Below are 25,576 nucleotides of genomic sequence, written 5' to 3' on the forward strand. Positions count from 1 at the left end.
TCGGGTCAGGCGTGAGACACCTCACCGTGGGGTGAATGGCGTCGGACAGTGCGTGAAGACCAATCACTTATCCCTCGGAAAGGACCGTGTGGAGATGGCTGAGAAGTCGAAAAAAGCGCCGAAGAAGATGCCCAAACAGATGCCGCGACAGCAGCAGCAACAGCGGCAAGAGCAGGGCGAGGACTCGCAGGACATGAGGCGAGCAGGTCAGGACGATCGGCGTGAACCACGCCGCCCCGGCCATCACTGATCCACGTGTGTCGACGAGCCGCCGGTATCACTACCGGCGGCTCGTCCACGTCGACCTCACCGCCCACCGCCTGCCACGAATCCGTCCGGCCCACGACGATCCGCCGCGAGACCGCGAGCGGGTACCGCGTCGAGCAGGTGGCGGATGCACACCGATGCGCCGGACCCCACGCAGATTCCGCCGCCCCGGCCCCTCCTCCGCACCGTCGCCCGGTCGACGGCCCGGTGCGCCGGGACCGGACCGCGACTGACCCACCGCCCCGCAGCTGTGGCCGGTCGCCGTCGAGGATGCGCAGGCGACCTCACCCGCCGCCCCCCCGACAAAGGCGACAGCACCTGCCCAACGGCTGGATGTGTGGATCCGACTGTCAAGGTGCCGGTTCGGTGCCCTCGCCCGATCGGATACCGTTGACCAGGCGCGATGACGGCACTCGGCGGTGAGGAACCCAACCTGATGGATGACAGTTCGCTGATCTGGGACGACGGGGTGCTCGTCACCATCGACCAGCGGTGGCTGCCACACGAGGTGCGCGAACTGCGGCTCGACACCGTCGACGCGATCATCGACGCGATCGGCACGCTCGCCATCCGTGGCGCGCCGGCGATCGGCATCGCCGGAGCGTTCGGCGTGGTCATCGCGACCAGGACGCACACGGGCACCGACGGGGTGGCCGCCGCCCACGCCGCGGCCGACCGGATCGCCGCCGCCCGCCCGACCGCGGTGAACCTGGCGTGGGCCGTGCGGCGGGCGCGCGCCCGGATCGCCGAGGGCGCCGACGCCGTGCTGGCCGAAACCCTCGACATGCTCGCCGAGGACGGCCGGGTGAACCTGGCCGCCGCCACCCATGCCGCCGACCTGGTGCAACGACTCTGCGGTGACCGGCCGCTGCGCCTGCTCACCCATTGCAACACCGGGCGCCTGGCCACCAGCGCGGTCGGCACCGCGATCGGGGCACTGCGGGTGTTGCACGCGCGCGGCGCGGTGGCCGAGGTGCTCGTCGACGAGACCCGGCCGCTGTTGCAGGGCGCCCGGCTCACCGCGTGGGAACTGGCCGAGGCGGGTATCCCGCACCGGCTCACCATCGACTCCGCCGCCGCGTGGGCGATGGCCACCGGTCAGGTGGATGCCGTGCTGGTCGGCGCCGACCGGATCACCGCCAACGGCGACGTCGCCAACAAGATCGGTACCTTCGGCCTGGCGTTGGCCGCGCGTCACCACGGCCTTCCGTTCCTGGTGGTGGCCCCGGAGTCCACCCGCGACACCGCGATGGCGACGGGCGCGCAGATCGTGGTGGAACAACGGGCCGCCGCTGAAGTCACCGGATTCGGTGGCGTCGCCACCGCGCCCACGGGAACCGCCGTGTTCAATCCCGCCTTCGATGTGACACCGGCCGAACTGGTCACGGCGGTTGTCACCGAAAACGGTGTGGTGTACCGGAATTCGGACCTTTTCGACGGGAACGGCCGGGCCGTGAACACTGGATCGTCCGAAGCGGTCGCAGGCACACCCCTCGGCGGCGAAGCGGCGACATCGGTCACGAGGCCCGGCGGGGCCATGGGCACTCGCCCATCCGCTTCGCACGCACACGCTGCGGCAGGACGGGCGATCGCGGCCGTCGCGTGCCAGCTGTATGAACGCGGTTGGATGCCGGGCACCGCGGGCAACATCTCGGTGCGCATCGCCGAGCCGGACCGAGCGGCCGACGGAGCCGCCCGACCGCGCACCGGCACCGCCCTGATCACTGCCAGCGGTTTGTCCAAAGGTGAACTGGCCGAAGACGATATGGTCCTGGTCGACATCGCCGACACCACGCCCCGGCCGGGACAGCACCGCAAGCCTTCCGCGGAGACCAGCATTCACACCGCCGTGTACCGCGCCCGGCCCGCCGGTGCCGTGGTACACGTGCACTCCCCGTTCGCCACCGCGCTGGCGACCACCACCGCACCCCACAGCGACACCGTGCGGATCACCGGTTACGAACTACTCAAGGGCTTCGGTTTGCCGGACCCGTCCGCGGTCGATATTCCGGTGTTCCCGAACTGGCCGCAGGTTTCGCGAATCGGCGCCGACATCGAAACCTACCTGCGCGAAAACCCCGGCGCCGCACCGGTTCTTCTCATCACCGGGCACGGCATCACCACCTGGGGTGACACTCTTGCCCAGGCGCGTGATCGCGCCGAATGCCTGGAAGCGTTGTGCGAGTTGATCGCCCGTACCGGACGCACCGACGCCCTGCCTCTCGAGATCGGATAGTTGATGACCCTGCTGCAAGTGATGGCCGCCGACAACGCCACCGATGTGCGTGTGCGTACCACCGTCCCCACCGAGATCGGCGCCGAACTGGCGAAGTACGGCATCGCGTTCTCCCGCTGGGATGTCGTCGCCGACGCCACCACCACCGATTCCGACGCCCTGCTGGCCCACTACGCGCCGCACATCGGTGAACTCGACGCCGCGCTGCGCTACCGGCACATCGACGTCGCCCGCATCCGCCCCGACGACGCCGACCCGGCCTGGCCGGCCACCGCGGCGGGCGCGCGCGCGAAATTCCTCGACGAGCACCGCCACGCCGAGGACGAGGTGCGCTTCTTCGCCGCCGGTCGCGGCTGCTTCTACCTGCACCTCGACGATGCCGTGCTGGCCACCGTGTGCGAGGCGGGCGATCTGCTGTCGGTACCGGCGGGCACGCTGCACTGGTTCGACATGGGCGCGCGCCCCGACTTCATCGCCATCCGCTTCTTCGAGGAGGCCGACGGCTGGATCGGCGACTTCACCGGCGACCCGATCAGCGCGAGCTTCCCCACGCTCGACGAACTGCTCGCATGACCCGCGCGATCGTCCTAGACATCGAGGGCACCACCAGCCCCACCGATTCGGTCCGCACCGACCTCTACGGCTACACCGCGGCCCGCCTGCCCGGTTGGCTTGCCGAGAACACCGGTGCCGCAGCGGATCCGGTACTCACCGTGACCCGCGAGCTCGCCGATGAGCCCGCGGCCGACAGCGCGCGGGTCGCCGAGATCCTGCGCGGCTGGCTGGAATCGGATGTGAAGGCCGAACCGCTCAAGGCCGCCCAGGGCGCGATCTGCGCCGAGGGTTTCCGCGCGGGCGAACTGCGCGGACGCTTCTTCGACGACGTGGTCCCCGCCCTGCGCGACTGGCGGGCGGCCGGACTGCCGCTGTACGTGTACTCCTCGGGTTCGCAACGCAATCAACGGGATTGGTTCACCTTCGCCGAGTCCGGTGACCTGTCGGGCCTGATCACCGACCACTTCGACCTGGTCACCGCCGGCCCCAAACGCGAGGCCGCGTCCTACGGGGTGATCGCCGGGCGCATCGCCGTCCCGGCGCCGCAGATCCTGTTCCTGTCCGATCACCCGGACGAGCTCGACGCCGCGGTCGCCGCGGGCTGGCAGGTGATCGGCGTGCACCGCCGAGGCGAACCCCATCCCCCACGGCCACCGCATCGCTGGGTGAGTTCGTTCACCGAAGTCACCCCGTAACGCGTCTCGAGGTCCTGATCCGCGGACCAGGACCTCGAGACGTCGACGTCAGGACGAGGAGACCGTCGCCTTCTCGCGTTCGCCTTCCGGTTCGTAGGTCTCCCAGAAGGTGGCATTGCGGATGCCGAGCGGGGCCGGGTCGAACACCGGGTCCTTTCCTTCCTTCTTCTGTTTCTCGAAGTCGCGCAGGGCCTTGAAGGCGGGCTGCTGGACGATGAGGATGCCGATGATGTTGAGCCAGGCCATCAGGCCGACGCCGATGTCACCGAGGGTCCAGGCTTCGCTGGCGGTGGACAGCGCACCGGTCGCGACCGACACCAGGATCAGGGCCTGCAGAACCAGGGTGGTGTTGCTGCCGACGGTGCCGCGGATCACGGGGACCACCTTGGGGGCGGCCTTGCCGACCAGGAACCGCAGGTTGGTGTCGGCCATGTAGTAGTAGGCGATGATCGTGGTCAGGCAGAAGAAGGCCAGCGACACCGCGATGAACGTCGAGCCGAAACCACCCCACAGGGTGTCGACGGCGGTCTGCGCGTAGGCCGGGCCCACGGCGATGTCGGAGGGCAGCGCGCCGCCTTCGTGCAGCACGGCACCGTCGGCCGATTCGCCGTCGAAGACGCGGTAGGCGCCGGTCGACAGGATCAGGAAGCCGGTGGCGGTGCAGATGAACAGGGTGTCGATGTACACCGCGAACGCCTGCACGAGGCCCTGCTTGGCGGGGTGGGAGACCTCGGCGGCCGCGGCCGCGTGCGGGCCGGTGCCCTGGCCTGCCTCATTGGAGTAGACGCCGCGCTTGACGCCCCACATGACCGCCGAGCCCACGATGGCGCCGAAGGCCGAGTCGAGTCCGAGTGCGCTGCGCACGACCAGGGTGAGGATCTCGGGAATCTGGCCGACGTTCGCGAAGACGATGACCATCGAGATCAGGATGTAGGCCACCGCCATGAACGGCACAACCACCGAGGCGAAGGCGGCGATGCGCTTGACGCCGCCGATGATGACGAACGCGAGCACGATCACGGAGCCGAGGGCGATGACCCACTCCGACAGGCCCCAGGCCTGGTTCATCGCGGCGGTCATCGAGTTGGCCTGCACGCTGGGCAGCAGCACACCACAGGCGAGCACGGTGACCGCGGCGAAGATCACGGCGTACACCTTGAACAGCGGTGCCGCCTTGGTGTGGGCCATCGCCCGGCTGAAGTAGTACGCGGGTCCGCCGCGGTACTCCTGGGTGAGCGGGTCGCGGGTCTTGTAGACCTGGCCGAGGGTGCATTCGACGAAGGAGGTCGACGCGCCGAGGAAGGCCACCACCCACATCCAGAACAGCGCGCCGGGGCCGCCGAAGGCGATGGCGGTGGCCACACCGGCGATGTTGCCGGTGCCGATACGCCCGGACAGCGACATGGCCAGCGCCTGGAACGAGGAGACGCCCGAGGCCGACTTCTGCCCCTTCAACAGCAGCCGGACCATCTCCGGGACCTGGCGGATCTGCACGAATCTGGTCCGGACCGAGAAGTACACGCCCGCGGCCAAACACAAATAGACCAACGAGTCACTCCAGATATACCCGTTGATCGTGGTCAAGAAATCAGCCACTGGTTCGTACTCCCTGTCAGCGATCGATGATAGGGAGTCATGATCGCACGCCCATAGCTCTCGGATTGCTGAGTACATAAAGTTCGGCCACGGGCACCCGCCGCGTAGCCCGCCCCATGCGCGCGAGGGCGGCGACCCAGGTCACCAGGGGCGTGTAAACAAATGTAAACCGTCCGAGAACCAGCCGTTTCCGAAGCATCACCGCCTGCCCGGCGCCGGGCCGCCGCACCATCGCATCAGCCCTGTTCGCACCCCGTTCACGCTGGTCGCACCGTCATCGGCGGCCGGGCCACCCGGCGCCTCGGTGACCACCACATTTCGCCCGCCTCACAGCTCACCGCACCTCGATCATGGGTGTGAGAAGTTCGTTTTGACCGGCCGGTCCCCCTCTTTACAGTTGCCCTCAACAGCCCGATTTCACAAGCTCGAAGGGGGCGTCGTGGTTAATTCGCGCACTCATGGTCCGTCGCCCACCGATATCGGTGACACCCTGCTGAACCTCGGAAAATACTTCCAGCGCGGTGAGGTGTCGCCGGACAACCGGTCGGTGTACAAGGTCGGCGGCCGCGATGCCGACGCGTTCTACCGGGACCGCTGGTCGCACGACAAGGTGGTGCGTTCCACCCACGGCGTGAACTGCACCGGTTCGTGCTCGTGGAAGATCTACGTCAAGGACGGCGTGATCACCTGGGAGTCCCAGCAGACCGACTACCCGTCGGTGGGTTCGGACAAGCCGGAGTACGAACCGCGCGGCTGCCCGCGTGGCGCCTCGTTCTCCTGGTACACCTATTCCCCGGCCCGGGTGCGCTATCCATACGTGCGCGGCGCCCTGCTCGAGCTGTACCGCACGGCCAAGGCCGAGCTGAAGGATCCGGTGCTGGCCTGGGAGTCCATCGTCGAGGACCCGGTCAAGGCCAAGACCTACAAGCACGCCCGCGGCAAGGGCGGGTTCGTGCGCGCCGAGTGGTGGGAAGCCGCCGAGATCGCCGCCGCCGCCCACGTGCACACCATCAAGCGGTACGGCCCCGACCGGGTGGCCGGCTTCTCGCCCATCCCGGCGATGTCGATGGTCAGCCATGCCACCGGCGCGCGATTCGTGTCGCTGATCGGCGGCTACATGCTCTCCTTCTACGACTGGTACGCCGATCTGCCGGTGGCCTCACCGCAGGTGTTCGGTGACCAGACCGATGTGCCGGAGTCGGCCGACTGGTTCGACGCGGGCTACCTGATCATGTGGGGCTCCAACGTCCCGGTGACGCGGACTCCCGACGCGCACTACATGACCGAGGCCCGCTACCGCGGCCAGAAGGTGGTGGTGGTCTCCCCCGACTACGCCGACAACACCAAGTTCGCCGACGAGTGGGTGGCCGCACGACCCGGTACCGACGCGGCACTGGCGATGTCGATGGGGCACGTGATTCTCAAGGAGTTCTTCCTGGAGAAGCAGACTCCGATGTTCACCGACTACATCAAGTCCTTCACCGACCTGCCGTATCTGATCTGCCTCGACGAGAGCGCGGACCCGGGCACCGACGGCGAAAAGCCCGCGCTGCCCGGCAAATTCCTCACCGCGGCCGACCTCGGCCACACCGGCGAGGGCGCCGAGCACAAGCCGGTTCTGCTCGATCAGGACGCGAATCCGGTGGTGCCCAACGGGTCACTGGGGCATCGGTTCAACGAGGGCGACGCGGGTAAGTGGAATCTCGATCTCGAGGGCGTGAACCCGCTGCTGAGTCTGCTCGGCCACTCCGACGAGGCACCGGCCACCATCGCGCTGCCGCGCTTCGACACCGATGTCGCCGGGTCGATCCAGCGTGGCGTACCGACGAAAACTGTTGCGGGTAAACGTGTCACGACGGTCTTCGACCTGCTGCTGGCCCAGTACGGTCTCGGCCGCGACGGGCTGCCGGGCGAATGGGCCCAGGGCTACGACGACGCCGACTCCCCGTACACCCCGGCCTGGCAGGAACGCATCACCGGTGTGCCCGCCGTGCAGGCCGCGCGCATCGGCCGCGAATTCGCCGACAACGCGCGACGTTCCGGTGGTCGCTCGATGATCCTGATGGGCGCGGGCACCAACCACTGGTTCCATTCCGATCAGATCTACCGTGCCTTCTTCACCCTGACGCTGCTCACCGGCTGCCAGGGCAAGAACGGTGGCGGCTGGGCGCATTACGTGGGCCAGGAGAAGTGCCGCCCGGTCACCGGCTGGGCCACGCTGGCTTCGGCGACCGACTGGCAGCGGCCGCCGCGGCAGATGCAGGGCACCGTGTTCTGGTATCTCACCAATGACCAGTGGCGCTACGACCCGTTCACCTCGGACTCGTTCGCCTCACCGCTGGGCAAGGGCAAGTTCGCCGGTCGCACCGCCGCCGACAACATCGCCCTGGCGAGTCGCCTCGGCTGGATGCCGAGCTATCCGACGTTCAACCGCAACCCCCTCGACCTCGCCGACGAGGCGGCCGCCGCCGGAAAGACCCCGGCCGAGCACGTCGTCGACGGCCTGAAGTCCGGTGATCTGCGTTTCGCCTGCGAAGACCCCGACGCACCGGAGAACTTCCCCCGCGTGCTCACCGTGTGGCGCGCGAACCTGCTCGGCTCCTCGGGCAAGGGCAACGAATACTTCCAGAAGCACCTGCTCGGCTGCGGATCGAACCTGCAGACCAGCGACGCCACCGGGGTGCGCCCGCAGGAACTGGAATGGCGCGACGAAGGTGCCGAGGGCAAGCTCGATCTGCTGCTCGCCCTCGATTTCCGGATGACCAGCACCACCCTGTTCGCCGACATCGTGCTGCCGGCCGCCACCTGGTACGAGAAGCACGACCTGTCCTCCACCGACATGCACCCCTTCGTGCACGCGTTCTCCCCCGCCATCTCCCCGCCGTGGGAGGCCAAGACCGACTTCGAGGCGTTCCACCGGATCGCGCGCGGGTTCTCCTGGCTGGCCGAAAAGCATCTGGGCACCCGCAAGGACATCGTCGCGGTGCCGTTGCAGCACGACTCCCCCGACGCGCTCGCCCAAGCCGGCGGCACCGTGCTGGACTGGAAAGCCGGTGAGTGCGAACCGATTCCGGGCAAGACCATGCCCAAGATCGTGGAGATCGAACGCGACTACGCCAAGATCGCGGAGAAGCTGGCCGCGCTCGGTCCGCTGGTCGACACCTTGGGCGTGACCACCAAGGGCATCACCACCTACCCCGACGCCGAAGTCGAATATTTGGCCGGGCAGAACGGCACCATCGTGTCCGGCGTCGCCGCCGGGCGGCCGTCGCTGGCCAAGGACACCCACGCCGCCGAGGCCATCCTGTCGCTGTCGGGCACCACCAACGGCCGCCTCGCGGTCGAGGGCTTCGAGGCACTGGAACGGCGCACCGGCACCGAACTGGCCGACCTCGCCGCAGAGGCCGAGGGCAAACGGATCACCTTCGCCGACACCCAGGCGCGGCCCGTGCCGGTGATCACCTCACCGGAATGGTCCGGCAGCGAGAGCGGCGGACGCCGGTACTCGCCGTTCACCATCAACGTAGAGCGGCTCAAGCCGTGGCACACCCTCACCGGTCGTCAGCACTTCTATCTCGACCACGACTGGATGATCGAACTCGGTGAGCAACTGCCGATCTTCCGGCCACCACTGGACATGTCGGCGTTGTTCGCCGAGCCCGGTATCGGCAATGTCAGCGGCAACGGTCTGACGGTGCGCTACCTGACCCCGCACTCCAAATGGTCGATCCACTCCGCCTACCAGGACAACCTGCACATGCTGACGCTCTCGCGCGGCGGTCAGACGATCTGGATGTCGGACCGCGACGCGAAAAAGATCGGCGTGGCCGACAACGACTGGATCGAGGCGATCAACCGCAACGGTGTGGTTGTCGCCCGCGCGATCGTCTCGCACCGCATGCCCGAGGGCACGGTCTTCATGTACCACGCCCAGGACCGTGCGGTCGACGTGCCGCGCATCGAAGGCGCCGAGGACACCACCGCGGAAGCCAAGGGCAAACGCGGCGGTATCCACAACGCGCTCACCCGCGTGCTGATCAAGCCCTCCCATCTGATCGGCGGCTACGCCCAGCAGTCGTTCGCCCTGAACTACCACGGCCCCACCGGAAATCAGCGTGACGAGGTCACCACGATCCGCCGCCGGTCACAAGAAGTGGAGTACTGACGTGCGACGAGGTCACCACGCTGAATCCAATGGCCGGTCACAAGAAGTGGAGTACTGACGTGCGACGAGGTCACCACGCTGAATCCAATGGCCGGTCACAAGAAGTGGAGTACCAACCATGCGCGTAATGGCTCAACTTGCCATGGTCATGAACCTCGACAAGTGCATCGGCTGCCACACCTGCTCGGTCACCTGCAAGCAGGCCTGGACCAATCGTGGTGGCACCGAATACGTGTGGTTCAACAATGTGGAAACCCGCCCGGGGCAAGGGTATCCGCGTCAGTACGAGGACCAGGAGAAGTGGAAGGGCGGCTGGACGCTCAACAAGCGCGGCAAGCTCACCCTGAAATCCGGGTCGCGGTTCAAGCGGCTGATGAACATCTTCGCCAACCCCGATCTGCCCACCGTCGACGACTACTACGAGCCGTGGAGCTACGACTACGACAATCTGCTGTCGTCGCCGCCCATGGACACCACCCCCGTGGCACGGCCCAAGTCGCTGATCACCGGGGAGGACACCAAGGTCACCTGGGGCGCCAACTGGGACGACGACCTGGGCTCGGGCCCCGAGCAGGTCGGCAAGGACCCGTTGCTCGGCAAGCTCGAGGACAAGGTGAAACTGGAGTTCGAAGAGACCTTCATGTTCTACCTGCCGCGCATCTGCGAGCACTGCCTGAACCCCTCGTGTGCCGCAGCGTGCCCCTCGGGGGCGATCTACAAGCGCGAGGAAGACGGCATCGTGCTCGTCGACCAGGACAAGTGCCGTGGCTGGCGGCAGTGCATCACCGGCTGCCCGTACAAGAAGATCTACTTCAACCACAAGACCGGCAAGGCCGAGAAGTGCACGTTCTGCTACCCGCGCGTGGAGGTCGGCATCCCGACCGTGTGCTCGGAGACCTGCGTGGGACGGCTGCGCTACATCGGGGTGATGCTCTACGACGCCGACGCGGTGCTCGACGCGGCCCAGGTCACCGACCCGCAAGACCTGTACACCTCCCAGCTCGGCGTGTTCCTCAACCCGCACGACCCGCGGGTGATCGCCGAAGCCGAGAAGGCCGGCATCTCACCGGAATGGATTACCGCCGCGCAGGATTCACCGGTGTACAAGCTGATCGTCGACTACCAGCTGGCGTTGCCGCTGCATCCGGAATACCGCACCATGCCGATGGTCTGGTACGTACCGCCGCTGTCGCCGGTGGTGGATGTGCTCACCGAAACCGGTCACGACGGCGAGGACGCGCGAAACCTTTTCGGCGCCATCGACGCATTGCGCATCCCGGTGCAGTATCTGGCCGAATTGTTCACCGCCGGTGAGCTGGGCCCGGTGCGGTCCTCGTTGCAGCGGTTGGCCGGGATGCGGGCATTCATGCGCTCGGTGAACCTCGGGGAGGAACCCGAACCCGGGATCGCGCCGTCGATCGGGCTCGAGCCCGAAGAGATCGAGGCCATGTACCGGTTGCTGGCTATCGCCAAGTACGAGCACCGGTATGTGATCCCCTCGGGTGCGACTTCCAAAGCCCACGAACTGGATTCGCTGGCCACCGGATGCAGCCTCGACACCGACGGCGGGCCGGGTATGACCGCCTTCGACCAGGTCGTGGAGAAGTTCTCGCTGTCCGACACCAATCAGGCGGCGCCGGAGGAGAAGTCGGGTCGGATCAACTTGCTCAACTGGGACGGGCGCAGCACCAGCGGACTCGTGCCGACCACGAACGGCAGCGACGGCGACAAGAACACTGCCGTCACCGACTCGCCCGTGAGCGGTGTCACGCCATGAGTCTGCTTTCCATTCGTAAACGACCCCAGCCGGTTACGGCGATGTCCGAGCACGACCGCAGGGTCGTGTGGCGGCTGGCCGCCTTGCTGCTGGACTACCCGGGCGAGCAGACCCTGGCGATGCTCAGCCAACTGTCCGAGGCCGCAGCGCGATTGCCGGAAGACGTGCGTGCGCACTTCACCGCGACCCTCACCTACCTGCGTGACACCTCGGCGATCGAGGTGGCCCAGAGCTACGTCGAGACCTTCGACATGCGCCGCCGCGCCAGCCTGCATCTGACCTTCTACGCCTTCGGCGACACCCGCAAGCGCGGGATGGCGCTGCTGCGGTTCAAGCACGCCTACCGTCAAGCCGGTGTGGAACTGGGCGACGAGGAGCTGCCCGACCACCTGCCGGTGCTGCTGGAATTCGCCGCCACCATCGACCCGATCGGCGGCGAACGACTGCTCGGCGAGCACGTGCCGGTGATGGAACTGCTGCGGCTCTCGCTGGGCGACAACAATTCCCCCTACAGCGGGGTCCTCGCGGCAGTACTCGCCACTCTGCCTCCGGTGACCACCGCCGATCGCAGGCGGATCGCCGAACTCGCCGCCCAGGGCCCGCCCGAGGAAGAGGTCGGCCTCGAACCCTTCGCCATGGACCCCGCCCTCTTCGACGCGACAGAAGGCCGCCGATGAACGCTACTATCCCGCTGCCCGAGGGCCTTTGGCTGATCCTGCCCTACATCGCGGCCACTTCCTTCGTGCTCGGCCATGTCTGGCGCTACCGCTTCGACCAGTTCGGTTGGACCACCCGTTCCTCGCAGATCTACGAGTCCAAGCTGCTGCAACTGGGCAGTCCGCTGTTCCACTTCGGCATGCTCGGGGTGTTCTTCGGGCATGTGGCGGGTCTGCTGATCCCGCAGTCCTGGACCGCCGCGGTGGGGATCTCCGAGCACACCTACCACCTGCTCGCGGTCGGTGCCGGTTCGGTCGCCGGACTGATGGTCGTGGCCGGGGTGGCGATCCTGTGTTACCGCCGCATCGTGATTCCGGCGGTACGCAAGAACACCAGCCGCAACGACGTCATGATGTACACCCTGCTGACGCTGGCCCTGGTCACCGGCCTACTCAACACCTGGGGTTCCAACCTGCTGTGGGGCACCTACAACTACCGTGACACGGTCTCGCCCTGGTTCCGCAGCCTGTTCTCGATCAGCCCCGAACCGGGACTGATGGTCGGTGTGCCCTGGACCTTCCAGCTGCACGGCCTGGTGGTGCTCGTCCTGGTGGCGGCCTGGCCCTACACCCGGCTGGTCCACATGTTCAGCGCACCCGTCGGCTACCTCACCCGGCCCTACATCGTGTACCGCCGCAAGGAAGTCGACACCAAGGACAAGACCCGCTTCGCCAAGGCTTGGGATTCACCGGTGACCCCGGAGCGCTGGTAGGCCACATCGTCGACCGGATCGTCCCATCGAGCGGGCGGCACCCATTGCCCACGGCACTGTAACGTGTTTCACTTTTGCGCATGAGTGACGTCCTCGCACCCGCCCGGCTCGGCCCACTCACCCTGCGCAACCGGGTGATCAAGGCGGCCACGTTCGAGGGGCGCACACCGCAGGCGCTGGTGACCGATGAACTGGTGCAGTTCCACCGGGAAGTCGCCGCGGGTGGCGTCGGGATGACCACGGTCGCGTATTGCGCGGTATCGCCGGGCGGACGCACCGACCGCCACCAGATCTGGATGCGCGAGGAAGCGGTGCCGGGCCTGCGCGAGCTCACCGCGGCCGTGCACGCCGAAGGCGCGGCGGTGAGTGCACAGCTCGGGCATGCGGGACCGGTGGCGAACGCGAAGTCCAACCGGTCGCCGGCGCTGGCACCGAGCCGGATGTTCAATCCACTCGGCATGCGGTTCACCAAGGTCCCCGACGCCCGTGCCCTCGCCGAAGTCGTCGCCGACCACGCGCGGGCGGCACGACTGGCGCGCGAGTCCGGCTTCGACGCCGTCGAGGTACATCTCGGGCACAACTACCTGGCCAGCGCGTTCCTGAGCCCGATGCTCAACCGCCGCAAAGACGATTACGGCGGGGCGTTGCGCAACCGGGCACGACTGGCCAGGGACGTGGTGCGCGCGGTCCGCGAAGCGGTGGGCGACACCATGGCCGTCACCGCCAAGCTCACCATGGAAGACGGTGTACGAGGCGGCTTCTCGATCGAGGAATCCCTGCAGGTGGCCCGGTGGTTACAGGACGACGGCGCCATCGACGCGCTCGAACTCACCGCGGGCAGTTCCCTGCTCAATCCGATGGCGATCTTCCGCGGCGACGCGCCACGCAAGAGTTTCGGGCGGGCCCTGCCGATTCCCGTCCGGTGGGGATTCCAGCTCGTCGGCAAGCAGTTCCTGCGCGAATACCCCTACCGCCCCGCCTACCTGCTCGACAAGGCGCGCCGCTTCCGCGCGGAACTGACGCTGCCGTTGATCTCGCTGGGCGGTATCACCGACCTGGCCACCGCCGAACAGGCCAGGGCCGAGGGCTTCGACTTCGTCGCGATGGGCCGTGCCCTGCTGCGCGAACCGGACCTGATCCGGCGCTGGTCGACCGAACCCACCGTCGCTTCACTGTGCACCCACTGCAACGAATGCGTACCGAGCATCTACACCAAGACCCACTGCGTGCTGCGCACGAGCTGAGCCGCACCGATCACTTCGCACGGTCCGCGCCGTCTCTACTCCGGGACGTCGGTTCGGCACCACCGTGTTCCGGCGATCGACAGGTGCCCGGAGGTTCCCGTGCCCGATTCCCGAACCGCGCTGTGGGCGATGGCGCAGGCCGAGCGTGCCGCACTGGCCGACGACCTCGCCGACCTGACCGACGAACAGTGGCATCGACCATCGCTGTGCGGATCCTGGACCATCGAAGAGGTCCTGGCCCATCTCACCGCCGCGGCGAGCACCGGACGGGTGCGCTGGGCAACCAGTGTCCTCGCCGCCCGGTTCGACTTCGACGAACACAACGACCGGCGCAAGGCCGACCAGCTCGGCAGGACACCGGCCGAGACGCTCGCCCGGTTCACCGCGATCATTCCCAGCACGACCGCGGCATCGGGGCACACGGCCGCGTGGCTCGGCGAGGTCGTCGTCCACGCCCAGGACATCCGCCGCCCGCTCGGGCTGAATTCCGCTCCAACGGTCGAAGCAGCCACCGCGGTCGCCGAGTTCTTCGCCGGCCGTGACTTCACCGTCCCCAGCCGCACCCGCACCGCCGGCCTGTGCCTGGCTGCGAGCGACGGGCCGTTCACCCACGGCACCGGGCCGCTGGTCAGCGGGACGACGATCGCGCTGACCATGGCGATGGCCGGCCGGCTCGACTACTGCGACGACCTCTCCGGGCCGGGTGTCGCACGGCTGCGCGATCGCATCACCGCCGACGCGAACTGAAAGGCCGCTACAACGCCGCGCGCACCGTGTCGAACCATGCCTGCGTGGCGACCAGACCCGCTTCGTTGTCCTTGCGGCCCTTGGTGAAGCCGAACAGGTCCGCGGCATAGCGGCTCAGCACGGTGCTTTCGGTTTCCGCCAGTTCGGCCAGGACCTCGGTATCGCCGAGCACGTAGGCGACCACCGCGACCTGGCCGGCGGGCCATTCGGTGCGGTAACCCGCCCAACCGTCGTCGCGGACGGCGCGCGCTCGGGCGAGCAGATCCTCGCGCAGCGCCTCGCGGTCGGCATCGGTGGGATGGCGTGGCTTGCCCCAGGTGATCCGTTTCGCGTCCGACATGTGGAGTCCTCTCGCTACGGTACGGGGGTGCGGACGTCGAGGCCGCCTCAGACCGCCAGTCCGCGTCGCGTGACTTTACCCGTGGCATTACGTGGCAGCGGGTCGGCGGTGATCCGCCAGCGGGCGGGAACTTTGAAGTAGGCCAGTCGGGCGGCGGCGAAGGCGCGCAGCTCCGCCTCGGTCACCGCACCCGTGTCGGCGACCACCACGGCGGCCACCTCCTGACCCAGGTCGGGATGGGCCACCCCGAACACCGCGCACTCGTGCACCGCCGGGTGTTCGACCAGCACGTTCTCGATCTCGGTCGGATACACGTTCTCACCGCCGCGCAGGATCAGGTCGGTGCGCCGGCCCGACACGGTGAGCCGGCCGTCGGTGACGGTGCCGAAATCACCGGAACGCAACCAGCGGCCCTCGTCGACAGCCGCGGCGGTGGCCGCTTCGTCGTTCCAGTAGCCGAGCATCACGTACGGACTGCGGATGCAGATCTCACCCTCCACCCCATCGGGCACGGGTGCGCCGTCGACGTCACGGATCTGCACGTCGACACCGAGGATGGGCCGACCGACCGATTCCGGGTCGGCCGCCAGATCCAGCGGGGTCGCCACGGTCGCGGCAGTGCCGCTCTCGGTGAGCCCGTAACTGGTGGTCACCGACAGTTGCGCGCCGGCGAGATGGGCGCGCAGCCGGTCGAGCAGGGCCGGTGCCGACGGTGCCGAGTTCAGTGACAGCGCCGCCAGCGAGGACAGGTCGTAGCGCGACAGGTCGTGGTCGAGCAGCCGGCTCGCCATGGTCGGTACCGCCGCCCAGTTGGTGATGCGCTCGCGTTCGACCAGCCCGAGGACGCGTCCCACGTCGAAAGCCCCGGCCGGGAACACCACCGTCGCGCCGGTGACCAGGCGCGGGATCGCCAGGTTGTGCAGGCTCGCGATGTGGAACAGCGGCGCGGTGACCAGATAGCGCCGTGCGATCGGTGCCTGCCCGGTGAGAGCGGCCGACATCGCATCGGTGAAGCGGTGATAATCGCTGACGGCCACCATGTTCCGGTGCGAATGCACCACACCCTTGGGCCGGCCGCTGGTGCCGCTGGTGTAGACGATGGCGGCCGGATCGTCTTCGTCGAGCGGGGTGGCCGGGATGTCGCCGGTGTGTTCGGCGATCAGGGCAGGCAGGTCGTGCTCCATTGTCAGCACCGGCACGTCGGTGCCCGATTCGGCCAGCACGGCGGTTCGTTTGGCGTCGGCGACGACGACCTTCGGTGTGGTGTGCCCCAGCCCGTAGGCGATCTCCGGCGGTGCCCACCAGGCGTTGTAGCCGACCGGGATGGCACCGAGGCACTGCGCCGCCCAGAACGTGATCACCCAGTCGGGCCCGTTGGCGGCGAAGATACCCACCCGGTCGCCCTTGCCGATGCCGTATCCACGGGCCAGCGCGGTCGCCAGCGCGCCGGCCGCCACGGCATGTTCGGCGAAGCTGAGGCGCCGGTCCTCGGAAACCAGGTATTCGCGCTGCCCCCAGGACAGCGACTGCTCGAGTAGTTCGCGCAGTGTGCGGCTGCGGTTCGCGAGCACCGGGATCGGCACCCCGAGCACCGGTTCGACGGTCATCTCGAACGGGGCCCCGGGCGCGGTGAGACCCGCGGCGACCTGCGCCATCATCGTCCGGGGATCAACGGCATCGGTCATCGGTTCCTCCACATGCGCCTTCGCGACGGCCGGGAGCACCGGCCGACGTGCGGTGCACCACACCCTAGCGAGGATCGCCGGACGATCGACCAGATCTGGGCAATCGGGCTACAGCAGGCCGAGCTCGCGCGCCCGCGCGATCGCCGCACCGCGCGCGTTCACCCCGAGCTTCTGATAGATCCCGCGCAGGTGCGTCTTGACGGTGTTCACCGAGACACCCAGGTCGGCGGCGATGCTCGTCGCGGTCAGCCCGGACGGCAGCTGACGCAGCACCAGCAGTTCGGTATCGGTGAGCCGCGGTGCGCCCGCGGCAGTGCCGCGGTGGGCGCGGACGTGGTCGACGAAGGCGTCGAAGCGCCCGAAGCGACCGCCCAGCCGGTCGAGCAGCTCGGCCGCACCCGGCACGTCCAGGAACGGGCGGACCAGTTGTTCGTCGTCGGCATGGGCCAGCGCCTGTTCGACGGCATCGTCGACCTTGCGCGGGCGATCGAGCAGCTCGGCCGCGACCCCGATCAGCAGCCACGCCGTGACCAGTGACCGGCTCGGCAGCGTGGCGGTGAGCACCGGGGTGAGCAGGGTCGACACGATGGCCGGCCGGTGGGTGTAGACGGCCAGGCCCGCCTCGGCCAGCACCATGTCCGGCGTGGCCCCGAGCACTCGCCTGGCGTGCTCCACCAAGTGCTGGGCCTCGGTGCGCGCCTGCCTGCGCAACAGCTGCCACAGCACTTCGGTGACCAGCGCACCCGTGCCGAGCAGCGCCGGGGACTCGTCGAGCAGCCGGTGCAGCTGTTTGCTCAGCGCGCCCGCCACGGCAGTACGGTCGGTGGCCGCCTCGGCGGTGAGCAGGCCGAGCACGATGCGGGCCTGCCGTAACGGCGCCGGGATGATCGTTTCGTCGGCGGTGTCGCCGGGTAGCTCGGGCAGTGGCCGTTCCAGCTCGAGCCCCTGCTGGAAGGCGCCGTAGGCCGCGGTCACCCGGGCCAGCGCGGCCTCGGTCGAATCGGTGAGTTCATAGCGGTCGGCGCAATCGATCGACTCCGCCGCGAGGGCACGCAGCTCCCCGATCCGGCCCGCGATACCGGCTGCCACAGCCAGCGCCGTTCTGGCCCGGACCGCCACCCGCCCGAGCCCGGCCTCCTCGGCGTACACGACGGCGTGCCGCAGCGCCGCCGCCCCGCTGGTGACCCGCCCACCGAACACCTCGGCACTGCCACAGTGCACTCCCGCGTAGCAGTCGAGATCGGGCTGACCGGTCACCTCGGGCAACGGCCACGGCAACGATGCCGAATCACCCACCAGCACAGCGACTCCCGCACTGACCGCGTGGTCGAGTGCGGTCACCCATTCGGTCGGCACCAGCGTCGAGGTGGGCCACGACCCCACGTGCGCGGACTCCAGATAGACCTCGGCGGCGGCGATTTCGCCCGACTCCACCGCCACCGCTGCGCGCAGCAACCGCACGAAGGTGTCCTCGGTGAGGCCGGGTACGTGCTCGATGGCCGCCAGCAGGGCATGACCGCTGCCGTCGAGCACCATCCGAATGCCCCACTCGCGCAAGAACTGTGCCAGTGCGGGCGCACCCGGCTCGGCCACTACGTGTTCGAGCGCCTGACCCGGCAGCCCCTCGGCGGTGAACCAGTTCGCGATCCGGCGGTGCAGGGCGGGTTGACGTTCGGGTCTGCTGTGCGCCGCCTCGGCCAGCAGATACGCGCGCAGCATCGGGTGATAGGTGTGCCAGAGTTCGCCGCCGTGCGCGCTGGTGTGCAGCGGGAAGTTGGCGCGCAACAGCTCGTCGAGCAGGCGTGGGGCGTCCGCACCGACCAGCTCCGCCGCCATCGGCAGGCAGAAGTGCGCGGGCACCGCTGTGGCCAGCAGGAATTCGAGGGTGCGCGGCGACAGTGACTCGATGAGCTCGGCGACGAGGAAATCGGCGACCGCGTGGGTGGGGCGGGCCAGCGCGGCCAGCGCGGTGCCGCGGTCATCGGCGTGGGCGTCCAGATAGATCGCGGCGATCCGCACCAGGGCCGCCCAGCCGCGGGTGAGAGTGTGCACGACGGTGAGTTCGTCGGTGGCGAGGTGACAGCCGTGCTGGGCGAGCAACTGGGCCACCCGTCGCGGCGACAGCTCCAGCTCGCCGGCCCCCACCCGGGCGAGCCGACCGGCCAACTCGAGGGTGTGCCAGCGCAGCGGCGGTTCGAATCGGCCCGCCACCAGCACTGTCAGCTGCGCAGGCAGGCGCGCCAGCAGGTATTCGAGGCCGGCCAGTTGCAAGGGATCGGTGAGCAGGTGCGCGTCGTCGATCACCAGCACCGCCGGATCGGCCTCGGCCAGCAGGTCGACCAGGTCGGTCGCGCGATCGATCGGGGTGCGCAGACCGGTGTCGCCGACGAGATCCGGTGCCGCGCCGAAGGCGCGGGCGATGGCGCACAGCAGCGCGTTGTCCTCGGCCAGGTGTTCGGTGACGGTGAGCCACGCGATGTGCGGTGCGTCTTTGCGCCGCCGCTTGTGCAACCAGTCGACCAGTGCCACCGTCTTGCCGCTGCCCGCCGGTCCGCACACCAGCACCGTGTGTCCGGCGCCGGCCGCGGCCCGGTCGAAACGGGAGTACAGCCGGGCGCAGGGCACCGGGGCGAAGGACAGTTCCGGAATCCCGGTGTCCACCCCGTGCCCGCCCCCAGCTATCGCCGGGCTTTCACTGTGGAAGTCCAGCGAACCTGACGACGGCGCCATCACGACCTCCTGAACTCGCTGTTCACGCAGGCGGCGACAGTGTTCCGCCGAGATCGACCGTAGGCGAACCCGCGTGCGCGCGTTTGCTCGTGCGACGCTCGCAGCCGGCTCGTTACCAGATCGACGCGATCAGGTCAGTCCGGCAGCTGGGACAGGCCGAGCAGGGTGAGGCCGAGCGTGTCGATCCGGGCGAGGACACCGCGCATGGCCGTACTGTCGGCGACCGCGCCGTAGAGGGTGGTGGTACCGGTCGCCGAATGCGAACTGCGGACCAGTTCGGGGAAGGCCGCGAGGACGCGGTCGGACAGTTCGCCTTCGATGACGAACTGATAGCGCATCGGACCCGACGTGGACATGATCCCAGTGTCACCGGGGGTCCACCGCGATGCCTCACACCTTCTGGATGAACTCGGCCGAGACCAGCGCATCGCGGCCCCGATACTTTTAAACACCTCTTTTTCAGTTTCTGGGACAACGGGCGAATCCGCTGGCTAATCTCGCGCAGACCACAGCAGTGGTAAGCGCGAACAGGAGAACAACGATGAAGACCTACCAGGCACGCCGAGCCGGTTTCGGGCTGACCGCATTCACCGCGGTCGCCGCGGCGACAGTGCTCGTGGCACCGCAGGCCTCGGCGCTCGTCCAGAGCATCGCGGTCAGCGGCACCACCCACTATGTGGGCACTCCCTACACCGTCACCGCCGATGTGACCGCCACGTCGTTCCTGTTCAAGGTGACCTTCACCGACAACGGCACCCAGATCGGCGAGCCCGTCGCGGTGTCGAACGGCAAGGCCACCATCACCTGGACGCCGGCCACCGCCGGAACCCACCAGATCAAAGCGGTACAGGAACTCATCAGTTCCAAGACCGTCACCGTCGAGGTCGCCGAGAAGCCGACCACCCCGCCCGACGGCGGCGCCGGCAGCGGCTCGGCCGACCTGGGCGGCCTGCTCACCGGCTCGGCCGGCTGACCGACGACCGTGCGAGAACGGCCGCCGCGGAAGCTTCCGCGGCGGCCGTCGTGGTGTTCGGGTCAGGCGCCGAGGGCGGCGGCGAACATGGGCCAGGAGTCGTGGACGTCGTCCTGCCAGTAGGGCCAGGCGTGGGTGCCCGAGGGGCGGTAGCGCACGTCGGCGGGGATACCGAGCTGGGCCAACCGGCCCGCCAGCGGACGCGAACAACTGCCGACGACGGCTTCCATCGTGCCGCCGACCAGCAGCCGGTCGACCAGGACGCCGACGTTGCCCGCGATGCTGGGATCGTTGAGCGCCTCGTGCGGGCCGGGAACGCCGTTGCCCGAGGACAGGTAGATGGCGGTGCCGCGCAGTCGTTCCGCGTGCAGGACCGGGTCGTGGGCCGCCCAGGCCGGGTCGCCGGGCCCGCCCCACATATTGGTGGCGTCGGCGCCGAACGCGGCCAACTGGGAACGAACCAGGGTCTGGGCCAGCGGGTCGGCGGTCTGGGTGCAGCCGCTGAACGCGCCGACCGCGCGGTAGAGGCCGGGGGCGGCGATGGCCAGGTTCAGTGCCGAAGTGGCCGACATCGACAGGCCCGCCACGCCGTTGGCGCCGGTCATGCCGAAACGTTCGTTGAGCAGCGGAGGCAGTTCGGCGGTGAGGAAAGTGGTCCACTTGTTGCTACCCAGCACGGCGTCGTCGCGCTGCCAGTCGGTGTACATGCTGGCCCGGCCGCCGATCGGGACGATCACGTTCACCGGCTTGTCGGCGAAGAAGTCGACCACGTCGGTGCGGCGCATCCACGGACCGCCGCTCTCGCCGCCGTCCACGGCATTGAGTAGGTACAACGCGGGCGCACCGGCACCCGGATGCGACATCCACAGGGTGATCGGGCGATTCATCGCCGCCGAGTGGACGACGACCTCGAGTTGCCTACCGCCGAGCGGTCGGACTTCGAGGATCCCCGACTGGGCCGAGGCGGCGGGCGCGACGAGCGCACCGCAACCGAACAGGACGAGCAGACAGCACAGGAGCCGGCGCATGCGCACGAGTGTGCCGCATCGGTCCGCTAATGTCCGGCATTACCCGGTTCATGTCCGTGTTGTACGTGTTCGTCCGGAATTTCCGCTCAACGATTCCGGGCCCGCCACGGCCCCGCGCATCCGGCGGGCAACCGTCACCACGGCCCGTTGGGCGGATAGCCGTAGGGCGGATACACCGGCGCGGGCGGGGCGAAGTACGCCGCCGACCGGCGGTTCCACAGCAGGATCACCGCGGCGAGGCCGATGACGAAAGTCGCGGCTGTGAACGCGAAGTCCGGGAGCGTCGCGGTGTCGACGGCCACCCCGAACGCCCCGAACACGGTCATCAGTGTGTTGATCCCGAAGAACACCGTCGCGGTGATCCGCGCCCAGTTCTTGCCCGCCCGGCAGGCAAAGGCCATCCAGATCCACAGCCCCGCGGTGATCAGCGCACCGATCACGGCACCGCCGACACTCGCGTACACGATCATGTCGAGTTCGGACCCACGGAACACCCCGTCGGAGGCATCCAGTGTGGCGGTGCGGATCTCGTCGATCGCCGTGAAGACGAAGGCACCACTCAGCAGGGTGACGACCGCGCCCACCAGCATCGCCACGAACGCCATCCGGACATTCTGCGGAACTTCGCGCGGCTCGGCCGGAGCTACCGAACCGCCGGGCATCGGCGCGTAAGGCCCCGGCTGCGGATAGGCCCCCGGTGAACCGGGGAAGGGCTGCCCGCCCGCCGGAACCGCCTGCGGCGGATACCCACCGGGGTGGGCGGCAGGCTGGGCCTGCGGTGGATACGCGGTGGGTGGGCCGGCGCCCGGCGGGACCGCGGCAGGCTGGGCCTGCGGCGGATACGCGGTGGGTGGGCCGGCACCCGGCGGCACAGCGCCGGGCTGAGCCTGCGGTGGATACGCGGTGGGTGGGCCGGCACCCGGCGGCACAGCGCCGGGCTGAGCCTGCGGCGGATACGCGGTCGGCGCGCCGGCACCCGGCGGCACAGCGCCGGGCTGAGCCTGCGGTGGGTAGACGCCGGGCTCGGACTGCGGCGGATACCAACCAGCCGGGGCGGCGGCCGTCGGCGGCTGCGGTATGCGTGTTTCCTGCCAGTCCGCCGGTGGTTCGCCCGCTGACCAGGGCTGCGCCTGCAGCGGATGAGCATCGGAAGCGGCCGGGACTTGTTGCGGCGTCGGATACCGATCGGGCGGGGCGTCCGCTGGCGTCATCGGTGCCTGCGGAGGTTGCTGCCCGCCCGGCCGCGCACCCATCTCGGGCGCACCCTGCGGATACGCGGACGGCGCCCGCCCCTGGTCCGGAGCCGGACCGTCGGGATACGACGTGACCCCGTCCTGCTGCGAATACTGCTGATCTTCGGACGAACCCGACATCGACCTGTGCCCCTTCACCGGAATGGCCCCACCCTATCGCGCCCGTCGACCGCCCCTCCCCCACGCCGACGACCTGCACCGATGCCACCCGAGCCCATCCAGGCCGCGGGCCATGTTCACCACAACAGGCACTTCGAACGCAGCTTTCAGCACGTTACCGACTATCTCGGCTACAGGCTCGACGGCTTTGGTCAGCGTGTCCACCCCTACCGTGATGCCCCCGAAGATCTCCGGTCCCTCGGCGAAGAGCGGGCCGATCAGCATGGCATCGAATGACCGACCCCCACCATCTCGGGCAGGAAACTGCCGGACGGTCGGTCCGACTCACCCGGGGTACCGGGAGGATCGGCCACTTCGGCTCACCGAACGCGAGCGCGCGCCAATTCCTGTACGGCGACCCGGTAGCGCTCGGCGATCAAGCGCACGACCGCCGGGTGCACGCCGATGGGTTCGGCGACTCCGTCGGCTCCGGCATCGTGCAGGCGTTGCTGGAAGAGTCCGTGAGCCAGCAGATAGGAGGCGACGAACACGCGCTGTGCACCCGACTCACGTAGCGTGGCAACCACTTCCGGCACCCGCGGTGCTCCGGTGGCCACGTAACCGATCCGCACCGGAGCGCCGATCTGTTCGGCGAGCATTCCGGCGGCGCGCCGAACATCCTGGCGCGCACGCGAATCCGAGGAACCGGCGGCAGCGAAGACCACCGCGTCACCGGGCTGCCACCCGGCAGTGCGCAACCGCATCGCCATGATCCGGGCCAGCGCCGGGTCGGGCCCCATCGCCGGTGTCACGGCAACGGCGTCGTGCCCGCTCTCGGCGACTTCGCGCGGAACATCCTGGTACACGTGATAACCCGAGGCGAGGAAGGCGGGGACGACCACGGCGGGTCCGTCGAGATCACGCAGGACCTCCGACGGCGAGGGGCCGAGTACGTCGACGAACGCGGTGCGCAAGGCCGGATTCGGTGCGGCCTCTTGCGCACCTGCACCGTTGGCGCCGAGTTCGGCGGCCACCGCGTCGGCGAGCGCGGCGATCATCTCCACCCCGCGCGCGCTGCGGGTGCCGTGCGCGACGAGCACCAGGGCCGGTTCCCCCGGCCGGGCCGTACTCACCACACCCCGATCGGCTGGGCTGGGCGCGGCGATCTGGCCGGTGTCGCGATCCCGGCGGCGCGCGGCGGCTGCGGCACCGGCGTGTCGGCGCAGTCGGCGGTGTCCAGGGCGAGCCGGTAACCGCGTTTGACGACGGTCTGGATCGCCTTGGGCTTCCCGAGCCCGGCGCGCAGGCGCGCGATCGCGGTCTCCACGGCGTGCGTGTCCTCGCCACCACCGGGTAGCGCGGCCAGCAGGTCTTCACGGGAAACCACCCGGCCGGGCTGACGGGCCAGGGCCCGCATCAACGCCATCGGGGCGGGCGCCAGCTGACGCACCTCGTCGTCGACCACCACGCAACCACCGCGCACGCTGATCAGGTGCCCGGCCGCGTAGATGCGTCCGGCCCGGCGCGGCAGTTCCTCGGCCACGTGGCGCGCCAGCGCACCCAGGCGGGCGCGCCCGGGCATGGTCGTCGGCACTCCGAGTTCTTCCAGCGGCGCCGCGGTGATAGGGCCCACGCAGGCCGCGAGGACCCGGCCCCGCAACGCGTGCAACAGCGCATCGAGCAGCCCGGTTTCCTTGGCGCGCATGAGCATCGAGGCCACCGCGGGGGCGCTGGTGAAAGTGACGCAGTCGAGGCTGCCCGCGATGATCGCCTCGATCATCGCGTCCATCGGGCCCCGGTCGGCGGGCGGTTCCCACCGGTACACCGGCACCGGGACCACGTCGGCGCCCGCGCAGCGCAGCACCTCGCAGAAGTCGGGTACCGGCTCCCATTCGGTGGTGGCGCCGTGCAGCTGCACCGCGATCCGCACCCCGTCCACCCCTTCGGCGAGCAGGTGGTCGAGCACCTCGGCCGAGGACTCCGAAGCGGGTGACCATTCCTCACGCAGTTCGGCGGCGCGGATCGAGCCCTTGGCTTTGGGACCGCGGGCCAGCAGCCGGGTGGTGGCGAGCGTGTCGCGCAGGGTTTCGGCCAGCCCCCAGCCTTCGGCGGCTTCCATCCAGCCGCGGAAACCGATGCCGGTGGTGGCGACGACGATCTGCGGCGGATGCACGATCAGTTGTTCGGTGACGCGTTCGAGCTCGGAGTCATCGGCGAGCGGGATGATCCGGATGGCCGGCGCCGACACCACCGTCGCGCCCCGGCGGGTGAGCAGGGTGCCGAATTCCTCGGCCCGTCGCGCGGCGGTGACGCCGATGGTGAAACCAGCCAGGCGGGGCCCGGCTTCGGGTACAGAGCTCATGAAGGCACCGGTTCGTTCGACACCGCGACAACGCCGTCCACGATCCGCACGGCATACACCGGCAACGCGGTGGTCTCCGCGTCGAGGCAGTGCCCGTCGATCAGCGAGAAAGCCTGCTTGAGCAGCGGCGACGCGACGACCGGCACCCCGGCGCGGTCACCGACGATACCCCGCGACATGACCGCGGCCCGCCCGAACGGATCGACATTGCCCACCGCGGCGAGCGTGCCGTCGGGAAGCAGGAACAGTGCGGCCTGCTCGCCGCCTTCGAGCAGCACGGCCACGCCGCGGCCCGGGATCAGGAAGTCGAGGGGGCACGCCTGAGTCCAGGTCGTGGTCTCCATGGTGATGGTGGGTGTATCGATAACGGTCATCGGTTCCTCCTCCGAACGCCC

General features: G+C 69.0%; 22 protein-coding genes. 12 read left to right on the forward strand and 10 right to left on the reverse strand.

Annotated elements, in window-relative coordinates; genetic code table 11:
• Positions 1-94: 94 nt before the first annotated feature.
• The 4 genes from ACFO5K_RS13910 to mtnC all read left to right on the forward strand — a co-directional run bounded on the left by ACFO5K_RS13910 (position 95) and on the right by mtnC (position 3,753).
• Positions 95-250, forward strand: a complete 156-nt coding sequence (locus ACFO5K_RS13910; RefSeq protein WP_378561477.1) for a hypothetical protein — start codon at positions 95-97, stop codon at positions 248-250.
• A 453-nt stretch (positions 251-703) separates the two neighbouring features.
• A complete protein-coding gene (gene mtnA, locus ACFO5K_RS13915; RefSeq protein WP_378561480.1) occupies positions 704-2,503 on the forward strand; it encodes an S-methyl-5-thioribose-1-phosphate isomerase in 1,800 nt (599 codons plus the stop codon).
• A gap of 3 nt (positions 2,504-2,506) precedes the next feature.
• Complete coding sequence (locus ACFO5K_RS13920; RefSeq protein WP_378561483.1) at positions 2,507-3,076, forward strand: 1,2-dihydroxy-3-keto-5-methylthiopentene dioxygenase; 570 nt, start codon at positions 2,507-2,509, stop codon at positions 3,074-3,076.
• Positions 3,073-3,753 (forward strand): acireductone synthase, encoded by a 681-nt coding sequence (gene mtnC / locus ACFO5K_RS13925; protein WP_378561486.1) that lies wholly within the window; start codon positions 3,073-3,075, stop codon positions 3,751-3,753. The genes ACFO5K_RS13920 and mtnC overlap by 4 nt, the downstream gene beginning before the upstream one ends.
• 48 nt (positions 3,754-3,801) lie before the next feature.
• Here mtnC and ACFO5K_RS13930 read toward each other — a convergent pair whose 3' ends face one another.
• Positions 3,802-5,349 (reverse strand): alanine/glycine:cation symporter family protein, encoded by a 1,548-nt coding sequence (locus ACFO5K_RS13930; protein WP_378561489.1) that lies wholly within the window; start codon positions 5,347-5,349, stop codon positions 3,802-3,804.
• Positions 5,350-5,788: 439 nt separating this feature from the next.
• On the opposite strand from ACFO5K_RS13930, the gene ACFO5K_RS13935 reads away from it, so the two are divergent.
• The 6 genes from ACFO5K_RS13935 to ACFO5K_RS13960 all read left to right on the forward strand — a co-directional run bounded on the left by ACFO5K_RS13935 (position 5,789) and on the right by ACFO5K_RS13960 (position 14,711).
• Positions 5,789-9,514, forward strand: coding sequence for a nitrate reductase subunit alpha (locus ACFO5K_RS13935; protein WP_378561491.1), 3,726 nt, complete (start codon positions 5,789-5,791; stop codon positions 9,512-9,514).
• A gap of 127 nt (positions 9,515-9,641) precedes the next feature.
• Positions 9,642-11,291 carry a nitrate reductase subunit beta gene (narH, locus tag ACFO5K_RS13940; protein ID WP_378561494.1) on the forward strand — a complete coding sequence of 550 codons (1,650 nt, stop codon included), beginning with the start codon at positions 9,642-9,644 and terminating at the stop codon, positions 11,289-11,291.
• Entirely contained in the window at positions 11,288-11,968 is a 681-nt protein-coding gene (gene narJ / locus ACFO5K_RS13945) for a nitrate reductase molybdenum cofactor assembly chaperone (protein WP_378561497.1), read from the forward strand. Before narH ends, narJ begins: the two co-directional genes overlap by 4 nt.
• Entirely contained in the window at positions 11,965-12,720 is a 756-nt protein-coding gene (gene narI, locus ACFO5K_RS13950) for a respiratory nitrate reductase subunit gamma (protein WP_378561499.1), read from the forward strand. Before narJ ends, narI begins: the two co-directional genes overlap by 4 nt.
• A gap of 80 nt (positions 12,721-12,800) precedes the next feature.
• Complete coding sequence (locus ACFO5K_RS13955) at positions 12,801-13,964, forward strand: NADH:flavin oxidoreductase (RefSeq protein WP_378561501.1); 1,164 nt, start codon at positions 12,801-12,803, stop codon at positions 13,962-13,964.
• Positions 13,965-14,063: 99 nt separating this feature from the next.
• On the forward strand, positions 14,064-14,711 hold the full coding sequence (locus tag ACFO5K_RS13960; RefSeq protein WP_378561503.1) for a maleylpyruvate isomerase family mycothiol-dependent enzyme: 648 nt from the start codon (positions 14,064-14,066) through the stop codon (positions 14,709-14,711).
• A gap of 7 nt (positions 14,712-14,718) precedes the next feature.
• Here the strand turns inward: ACFO5K_RS13960 and ACFO5K_RS13965 are convergent, their stop codons facing one another.
• From ACFO5K_RS13965 to ACFO5K_RS13980, 4 genes are all read right to left on the reverse strand, one after another.
• Positions 14,719-15,051 (reverse strand): hypothetical protein, encoded by a 333-nt coding sequence (locus ACFO5K_RS13965; protein WP_378561505.1) that lies wholly within the window; start codon positions 15,049-15,051, stop codon positions 14,719-14,721.
• A 47-nt stretch (positions 15,052-15,098) separates the two neighbouring features.
• Positions 15,099-16,736 (reverse strand): class I adenylate-forming enzyme family protein, encoded by a 1,638-nt coding sequence (locus tag ACFO5K_RS13970; RefSeq protein WP_378561508.1) that lies wholly within the window; start codon positions 16,734-16,736, stop codon positions 15,099-15,101.
• 108 nt (positions 16,737-16,844) lie between these two features.
• Positions 16,845-19,466, reverse strand: coding sequence for a LuxR C-terminal-related transcriptional regulator (locus tag ACFO5K_RS13975; protein WP_378561511.1), 2,622 nt, complete (start codon positions 19,464-19,466; stop codon positions 16,845-16,847).
• A 134-nt stretch (positions 19,467-19,600) separates the two neighbouring features.
• Positions 19,601-19,822, reverse strand: coding sequence for a hypothetical protein (locus tag ACFO5K_RS13980; protein ID WP_378561514.1), 222 nt, complete (start codon positions 19,820-19,822; stop codon positions 19,601-19,603).
• Positions 19,823-20,007: 185 nt separating this feature from the next.
• Here ACFO5K_RS13980 and ACFO5K_RS13985 point away from each other — a divergent pair, with 185 nt between their 5' ends.
• Positions 20,008-20,439: an Ig-like domain-containing protein gene (locus ACFO5K_RS13985; protein ID WP_378561517.1), complete on the forward strand. Its 432-nt coding sequence runs from the start codon at positions 20,008-20,010 to the stop codon at positions 20,437-20,439.
• Between the two features lie 62 nt (positions 20,440-20,501).
• Here ACFO5K_RS13985 and ACFO5K_RS13990 read toward each other — a convergent pair whose 3' ends face one another.
• Both ACFO5K_RS13990 and ACFO5K_RS13995 read right to left on the reverse strand, forming a co-directional pair.
• Entirely contained in the window at positions 20,502-21,467 is a 966-nt protein-coding gene (locus tag ACFO5K_RS13990) for an alpha/beta hydrolase (protein ID WP_378561520.1), read from the reverse strand.
• Positions 21,468-21,601: 134 nt separating this feature from the next.
• Positions 21,602-22,840 carry a hypothetical protein gene (locus ACFO5K_RS13995; protein WP_378561523.1) on the reverse strand — a complete coding sequence of 413 codons (1,239 nt, stop codon included), beginning with the start codon at positions 22,838-22,840 and terminating at the stop codon, positions 21,602-21,604.
• 81 nt (positions 22,841-22,921) lie between these two features.
• Here ACFO5K_RS13995 and ACFO5K_RS14000 point away from each other — a divergent pair, with 81 nt between their 5' ends.
• The gene (locus tag ACFO5K_RS14000) at positions 22,922-23,116 is read left to right on the forward strand and encodes a hypothetical protein (RefSeq protein ID WP_378561526.1); all 195 of its coding nucleotides are present in this window, start codon (positions 22,922-22,924) and stop codon (positions 23,114-23,116) included.
• An 83-nt stretch (positions 23,117-23,199) separates the two neighbouring features.
• Here the strand turns inward: ACFO5K_RS14000 and ACFO5K_RS14005 are convergent, their stop codons facing one another.
• Genes ACFO5K_RS14005 through nirD form a run of 3 tightly spaced genes read right to left on the reverse strand, consistent with a single transcriptional unit; the run spans position 23,200 to position 25,555 of the window.
• On the reverse strand, positions 23,200-23,952 hold the full coding sequence (locus ACFO5K_RS14005) for a sirohydrochlorin chelatase (RefSeq protein ID WP_449289682.1): 753 nt from the start codon (positions 23,950-23,952) through the stop codon (positions 23,200-23,202).
• Entirely contained in the window at positions 23,949-25,181 is a 1,233-nt protein-coding gene (locus ACFO5K_RS14010) for a uroporphyrinogen-III synthase (protein ID WP_378561532.1), read from the reverse strand. The genes ACFO5K_RS14005 and ACFO5K_RS14010 overlap by 4 nt, the downstream gene beginning before the upstream one ends.
• Entirely contained in the window at positions 25,178-25,555 is a 378-nt protein-coding gene (gene nirD / locus ACFO5K_RS14015) for a nitrite reductase small subunit NirD (protein WP_378561535.1), read from the reverse strand. The genes ACFO5K_RS14010 and nirD overlap by 4 nt, the downstream gene beginning before the upstream one ends.
• Between the last annotated feature and the right edge of the window lie 21 nt (positions 25,556-25,576).

It is taken from the genome of Nocardia halotolerans, assembly GCF_042650145.1.
GTDB classification, from domain to species: Bacteria; Actinomycetota; Actinomycetes; order Mycobacteriales; family Mycobacteriaceae; genus Nocardia; species Nocardia halotolerans.

What these genes read in the sequence shown, in the direction of transcription:
- ACFO5K_RS13910 (WP_378561477.1), top strand. Translation starts at nt 95, where the DNA reads ATGGCTGAGAAGTCGAAAAAAGCGCCGAAGAAGATGCCCAAACAGATG.
- mtnA (WP_378561480.1), top strand. Translation starts at nt 704, where the DNA reads ATGGATGACAGTTCGCTGATCTGGGACGACGGGGTGCTCGTCACCATC.
- ACFO5K_RS13920 (WP_378561483.1), top strand. Translation starts at nt 2,507, where the DNA reads ATGACCCTGCTGCAAGTGATGGCCGCCGACAACGCCACCGATGTGCGT.
- mtnC (WP_378561486.1), top strand. Translation starts at nt 3,073, where the DNA reads ATGACCCGCGCGATCGTCCTAGACATCGAGGGCACCACCAGCCCCACC.
- narH (WP_378561494.1), top strand. Translation starts at nt 9,642, where the DNA reads ATGGCTCAACTTGCCATGGTCATGAACCTCGACAAGTGCATCGGCTGC.
- narJ (WP_378561497.1), top strand. Translation starts at nt 11,288, where the DNA reads ATGAGTCTGCTTTCCATTCGTAAACGACCCCAGCCGGTTACGGCGATG.
- narI (WP_378561499.1), top strand. Translation starts at nt 11,965, where the DNA reads ATGAACGCTACTATCCCGCTGCCCGAGGGCCTTTGGCTGATCCTGCCC.
- ACFO5K_RS13955 (WP_378561501.1), top strand. Translation starts at nt 12,801, where the DNA reads ATGAGTGACGTCCTCGCACCCGCCCGGCTCGGCCCACTCACCCTGCGC.
- ACFO5K_RS13965 (WP_378561505.1), bottom strand. Translation starts at nt 15,051, where the DNA reads ATGTCGGACGCGAAACGGATCACCTGGGGCAAGCCACGCCATCCCACC.
- ACFO5K_RS13970 (WP_378561508.1), bottom strand. Translation starts at nt 16,736, where the DNA reads ATGACCGATGCCGTTGATCCCCGGACGATGATGGCGCAGGTCGCCGCG.
- ACFO5K_RS13975 (WP_378561511.1), bottom strand. Translation starts at nt 19,466, where the DNA reads ATGGCGCCGTCGTCAGGTTCGCTGGACTTCCACAGTGAAAGCCCGGCG.
- ACFO5K_RS13980 (WP_378561514.1), bottom strand. Translation starts at nt 19,822, where the DNA reads ATGTCCACGTCGGGTCCGATGCGCTATCAGTTCGTCATCGAAGGCGAA.
- ACFO5K_RS13985 (WP_378561517.1), top strand. Translation starts at nt 20,008, where the DNA reads ATGAAGACCTACCAGGCACGCCGAGCCGGTTTCGGGCTGACCGCATTC.
- ACFO5K_RS13990 (WP_378561520.1), bottom strand. Translation starts at nt 21,467, where the DNA reads ATGCGCCGGCTCCTGTGCTGTCTGCTCGTCCTGTTCGGTTGCGGTGCG.
- ACFO5K_RS13995 (WP_378561523.1), bottom strand. Translation starts at nt 22,840, where the DNA reads ATGTCGGGTTCGTCCGAAGATCAGCAGTATTCGCAGCAGGACGGGGTC.
- ACFO5K_RS14000 (WP_378561526.1), top strand. Translation starts at nt 22,922, where the DNA reads ATGCCACCCGAGCCCATCCAGGCCGCGGGCCATGTTCACCACAACAGG.
- ACFO5K_RS14010 (WP_378561532.1), bottom strand. Translation starts at nt 25,181, where the DNA reads ATGAGCTCTGTACCCGAAGCCGGGCCCCGCCTGGCTGGTTTCACCATC.
- nirD (WP_378561535.1), bottom strand. Translation starts at nt 25,555, where the DNA reads ATGACCGTTATCGATACACCCACCATCACCATGGAGACCACGACCTGG.